Raw genomic sequence first — 4,967 nt, 5'->3', positions numbered from 1 at the left:
AAATAATGCAGGCCTCGCGCGCTAAAGGTGAAGGCCGGGGCCTCCAGGGAAAAGCCCGTCAGCCAGGCCGCGGTGCGCGCGCCCGCGCCGCGCGTCAAAACTCCCGCGCCGGGCGCGGAGAGAAGGCGGGATAGGGTCGCGGCGCGGGCGGTCTTGAAGACCGCCCCCGCTGCGCCCATCGCCAGCAGGCTCGCGGGGTCCGTGGCCTCGCGGGCGAAGCGCCGCAGGAGGAACTCGCCGCGCGCCCCGACAGGGCCGGTGCCCAAGATCGCCGCGGCCCGGCCTCGGGCCCTTGCTTGGATTTCTGCAAAATCGCCCTGCGCGGCGAGCGTCTCGTACAGAATCAGCGCGGGGGCGTAATTCTCCTCGGCCTCGAGGGATCGGGCCAGTCGGAGATGTCCTTGGAGGAAGAGTTCCGGATCGGATTCGGATTGCAAGGCCAGTAGCTCGGCCACGGCGGGCGCGCCCAGCCAGGCCTGCAAGCGGCTTGCGTCTTCGGCCGGGCCGCCACGGACCCGCGCGCGGAGCTCCGCGGGCAGCGCGAAGCTCAGCCGCCGAAGAAACAGATCCTGATTGGAATTTGCCGAGGCCCCTTTCCCGGCTTCGTGAGTCGTTGGATTCGCGAAGCCCTCAAACTGCAGCTTCATCCCCGACGAGACTTTCATGTGCCCTCCCTTCCCGGTAGGAAGTGAAATCTCTTGGGATGAGTCGGTTCCTGTTTTCGATAATGCTTTCGGAAGGTTGTGAAAAAAATTTGATGCGCCGCGTTGGTCGCGACCGAATTTTTTTAACTGGTCTCGCGGGAGGCCCTTGCTTAAAGGAAGAGTATGGAACTTTTTTCCAAGCTGGAAGGGCGGGGGCCGACCTTGGTCTTCAACCATGGTTGGACCATGTCCCATCGTTGTTTCACGCGGCAGGAGGCCCTGCGCGACCGCTTTCGGCTCTTGCTTTGGGATCTGCCGGGCCACGGCGATTCGGAAAAATCGGAGGCGGGGTATTCGCTGGCCGACGCGAGCGCGGCCCTGCATGAGCTGCTGCGCGGTGCCGGCATCGACCGAGCGGTCGGCCTGGGTTGGTCGATGGGCGCCGAGGTCTTGTGGGACTACGCGCGGCGCTACGGCCCGGCTCCCTTCTCGGCCTTCGTCAACCTCGAGTCCGTGCCCTGGGGCGATCCCGCGCGCTTCCACGTGCCGGGAGTGACTCACGCCTTTCACCGCAATCGGCCGCGCGCCGCGCGCAAGTTCGTCAAGAGCATGTTTTATCGTCCGCCCGAGGCGGAGATTTTGGAAAGCATGGTCGCCGACTCCCTTCGGACCCCGACGCCGATTGCGCTTAAATATTATGCCGAGATCGCCCATGCGGATTATCGCGAGGCCTTCGCGAAGCTCCCCGTGCCGGTCCACAGCCTCCTGGCGCGACACGGTTTCCACCGCGACCAGGGGCCCGCGCTGCGGGCCCTGCGGCCGGCGGACGAGTTGGTCTGGTTCGAGACGAGCGGGCACATGCCCTTTTGGGAAGAGGCGGAGGCCTTCAATGCCTGGGTGGCCGAGCGCTTCGGAGGCGGTTGATGGCGAAGGGAGGGATCATCCAGATCGCCGGCGTCCACGACGTCGAGGAGGCGCGGCTCATAGTCGACTGCGGCGTCGATTGGATCGGCCTGCCCTTCCGCCTGGACCATCACCGCGAAGACTTGGGCGAGGCGGAGGCGCGGGTCGTCGTCGCTACATTGCCCCCTACGACCCTTCCCGTCTTGATCACCTACTTGGGCGACCTCGAGGCCATCCTCGCCTTGGGGAATTATTTGGGGACCCGCGCGGTGCAGTTGCACGGGCCCGCCGCACCCGCGCTGGGCGAGGGCTTGAAGCGCTGTCGACCCGACTGGCTCCTGATCCGCAGCTTGGTGATGCGCGGCGAGGATATCGCGGACCTCGAGGCGGAGGCGCGGGACTGGGCGCCTTTTGCGGATTACTTCCTCACCGATACCTTCGATCCCGCGACCGGCGCGAGCGGCGCGACGGGCAAGACCCACGACTGGGAGCTCAGCCGCTGCCTGGCCGAGGGCGTCGCCCGGCCCTTGATCCTGGCGGGCGGCCTGCGGCCGGGCAACGTCGGCGAGGCGATACGCCGCGTGCGTCCGGCGGGCGTCGACGCACACACGGGCGTGGAAAATCCCCGGGGTCGCAAAGATCCGGAGCTGCTCCGGCGTTTTGTCCGCGAGGCGCGGGAGGCTTTCGTGGAAACGGCCACTTAAAAGGGCTGGCGGGCGTCCGCGGGCAGGGGAACGTCGAAGGCCCGAATGAAGGCCGAGATCATTCGGTAGAAGCCCACCAAGATCACCAATTCCAAGACGCCCTTCAATCCGAGTTCCTGTTCCAGCCCCGCCTGCAGGTCCGCAGGCAGCGATTGTTGGGCCAAGACGGTTGAAACCGCTTGGGCGACTTTGGGGTAAAGCGGCGAAAAGGCCCCGAGCTCCCGCTCTTGCCGAATCGCTTCGAGGAGCTCCGCGCTCAGGCCGGCGGCCTCGGCGGGCGGGACATGCTTGACCCATTCATAGGGCACGCCCAAGCGGCGGGCGGCGAGCAGGATGGCCAGCTCGCGGATCTCGCCGGGCAGCGTCGCACCGAAACGCAGGTAGGTGCCAAGATCGGCCACGTGCTCGACCAAGGCCGGGTGGTTGAACATGGCGCCGTACATCCCGTCGATGCGGCCGCGCTTGGCCGCCATGGCGTCGTAGAGTTTGCGGGCCTCGGGGTCGAGGGCGGCGGTGGGGTCCGGCAGTCGGGCCATGGGCGCCTCCTATTCGTCGTCCATCCATTCTTGCTTGGCCTGGGTCCAGGGCGCGACGGGCGTCGCGTAGTCGCGACCGCAGCGCACGTCGACGACGCAGGGCCCGGGCATGGCGAGTCCGCGCTGGAAGGCCGCCGCCAGCTCCTCGGGCCTTTCGACGACGAGGCCCTCCGCGCCGAGCGCGCGGCCGAAGGCGGCCCAGTCCTTGAGGGGGATCTCGGTGAGGTCCGCAGGGCCCGGGCCCATCTTGCGGGCCCGCAGGTAGACGTTGCCCAAGGCTCGGTTGTTCAACACGACGAAGAGCATCGGCACGCGGTAGCGGGCGGCGGTAGCGATCTCCATCCCGTGCATCTGCATGCAGCCGTCGCCGGTGAGCACCGCGAGCGGCAGCTCGGGCCGCGCCAGCTTGGCGCCGATCCCCGCGGGAATCGCCCAGCCCATCGGGCCCAAGTTGGTGGCGGAGATATAGCGGCCGGGACCGTAGGCTTCCCAGTAATGCCCGGCGAAGGCGCGGTGCGCGCCCGAGTCGACCAGCAGGACCCCCTCGCGGGGCAGGGCGCGGCGCAGCTCGGCGACGGCGCGGGCGGGATGGATCGGCGCGGCGTCACTGGCCTCATTTTCGGGCTCGTAAAGCCGCGGGCCTTTGGCCCGGATCGCCTGTAGCCACTCTCTTCGCAGGGGCCTGCCGCTATCGAGGGACTTTTGGAAATCTTCCGAACCCTCATTCAGCTTTTCCAAAAAGCGGAGACAATCGCCCGTCACGGCCACGTCGACGGCGTAGTTCTTGCCGATCACGCCGGAATCGAGGTCGACCTGGACGAGCAGGCGCGACGGCCGGAAGCGTCTTTCCCAGAACATCGTGTCGCGCTGATTGAGGCCGGAACCCAAGACGATCAGGGCCTCCACCTCGCCCGAGAGCAGCGTCTCGCAGGCGTGACGGGTCCCCGAGTATCCGAAGACGCCCAGCGAGAGCGGGTGGTCCTCGGGCAAGACGCCCTTGGCGCGCAGGGTGGTGGCCACGGGAATGTCGTAGCGTTCCGCGAAGGCCCGCAGGGCCGCGGCGGCGCCGGAGCGATCGACGCCGTATCCGGCGAGGATCGCGAGGCGACGCTGGGGTTCCCCACCGTTTTTCCCGCTCAAACTTTCGATGCAGGCCCGGGTCGCGGTTTCGTCGAGGAGGCGCGGGGCATAATAAGTCGGGGCCAAGGGCTCGTAGGGCACGGCGATCTCGGCGGTCTGGACGTTGACCGGCACGCTCAAGTGAACCGGCGCGCGGCGGATTCCCATCATCTGGCGCAGGGCCGCGCGCAGGTGGAAGTGCAGCAGGTGCGGGCTCTCGACCTCGTAGCCGTAGGCGGTGACGGGGCGAAGGATCTCGACGTCGTTGAGGCCAGCGGCGCTGGCGTCTTGGAAGCCGCCGCGCCCCTCCCAATCCGTCGGCACCTCTCCGGTGAGCAGGAAGACTGGGCTCTGGTCGGTCAAGGCCGCGGAGAGCGCGGTGACGGCGTTGGTGACGCCCGGTCCGCCGATGACGAAGCAGGCGCCGAAACGCCCCGAGGCCCGCGCGTAGCCGTCGGCCATGTAGGCGGCCCCGCCCTCGTGCGCGGCGACGATCGGGCGGATCCCCGGCGTCGCGCAAAGCGCCGGGTAGAAATTGTCGATCAAGCCCCCCGGGACCATGAAGACGTGATCGAGTTGCTCTTGCCGCAGGGCGTTCAGGATATAGTCGGTGGCCTTCATGCGGATGAAGGAATCTTAACGCGCCTCCGGTGGCGCCACCTAGCGAATAAATCCCGCGAAAATAGCCAGGGACTCAGAAAAAGTTCGAACGGATCCGATACGGCGATATCAGGGGTCTTCGGCCGCTTCTTCCGGCCAATAACTCTGGCCGGGATGCAGCAGCGCGGAGCACCGTCCTTCCGCCAAGCGCGCCTGTCGCTCACGGAGCGGGCGGCGGATCAAGGCCAAGATCTCCCGAGCGCGGTTTTCCGGAAAGACCTGGTGGAGGCGCGCGCAGTAGTCGCGGGCCGTCTCGAGGTGGATGCGGGCGTTGGGTTCGTCGAGCGAGAGCGCGAAACAGGCCGCGTTGCGGAAGGAGAGCTCGACGCCGTTGACCAAGGCTTGATGCAGCAGGGCCGCGGCCCGGGCCTCGTCGAAGGCGATGCCGGCCTGGGCGGCCA

General features: G+C 67.5%; 5 protein-coding genes. 2 read left to right on the top strand and 3 right to left on the bottom strand.

Translation table 11 applies throughout. The features are described from left to right. A partial coding sequence (locus FBR05_14730) for a hypothetical protein (GenBank protein MDL1873433.1) occupies window positions 1-665 on the bottom strand: 665 nt, incomplete at its 3' end. A gap of 162 nt (window positions 666-827) precedes the next feature. Between FBR05_14730 and FBR05_14725 the strand changes: the two genes are divergently transcribed. Both FBR05_14725 and FBR05_14720 read left to right on the top strand, forming a co-directional pair. Further along, window positions 828-1,568 carry an alpha/beta hydrolase gene (locus tag FBR05_14725; protein MDL1873432.1) on the top strand — a complete coding sequence of 247 codons (741 nt, stop codon included), beginning with the start codon at window positions 828-830 and terminating at the stop codon, window positions 1,566-1,568. Continuing rightward, the gene (locus tag FBR05_14720) at window positions 1,568-2,251 is read left to right on the top strand and encodes a phosphoribosylanthranilate isomerase (protein MDL1873431.1); all 684 of its coding nucleotides are present in this window, start codon (window positions 1,568-1,570) and stop codon (window positions 2,249-2,251) included. The genes FBR05_14725 and FBR05_14720 overlap by 1 nt, the downstream gene beginning before the upstream one ends. Here the strand turns inward: FBR05_14720 and FBR05_14715 are convergent. Together FBR05_14715 and FBR05_14710 are read right to left on the bottom strand one after the other, a co-directional pair. Then, window positions 2,248-2,787, bottom strand: coding sequence for a carboxymuconolactone decarboxylase family protein (locus FBR05_14715; GenBank protein ID MDL1873430.1), 540 nt, complete (start codon window positions 2,785-2,787; stop codon window positions 2,248-2,250). The two genes, FBR05_14720 and FBR05_14715, sit on opposite strands and share 4 nt — an antisense overlap. A gap of 9 nt (window positions 2,788-2,796) precedes the next feature. Continuing rightward, window positions 2,797-4,527 (bottom strand): thiamine pyrophosphate-binding protein, encoded by a 1,731-nt coding sequence (locus tag FBR05_14710; protein ID MDL1873429.1) that lies wholly within the window; start codon window positions 4,525-4,527, stop codon window positions 2,797-2,799. Window positions 4,528-4,967: the final 440 nt, after the last annotated feature.

This window comes from Deltaproteobacteria bacterium PRO3 (assembly GCA_030263375.1).
Lineage (GTDB): Bacteria > UBA10199 > UBA10199 > DSSB01 > DSSB01 > DSSB01.
Note: the sequence above shows the minus strand (reverse complement) of the source record. Positions and strands in the feature narration are given on the sequence as shown.

Coding starts and splice junctions, on each gene's coding strand:
- FBR05_14725 (MDL1873432.1), top strand. CDS start 828: ATGGAACTTTTTTCCAAGCTGGAAGGGCGGGGGCCGACCTTGGTCTTC.
- FBR05_14715 (MDL1873430.1), bottom strand. CDS start 2,787: ATGGCCCGACTGCCGGACCCCACCGCCGCCCTCGACCCCGAGGCCCGC.
- FBR05_14720 (MDL1873431.1), top strand. CDS start 1,568: ATGGCGAAGGGAGGGATCATCCAGATCGCCGGCGTCCACGACGTCGAG.
- FBR05_14710 (MDL1873429.1), bottom strand. CDS start 4,527: ATGAAGGCCACCGACTATATCCTGAACGCCCTGCGGCAAGAGCAACTC.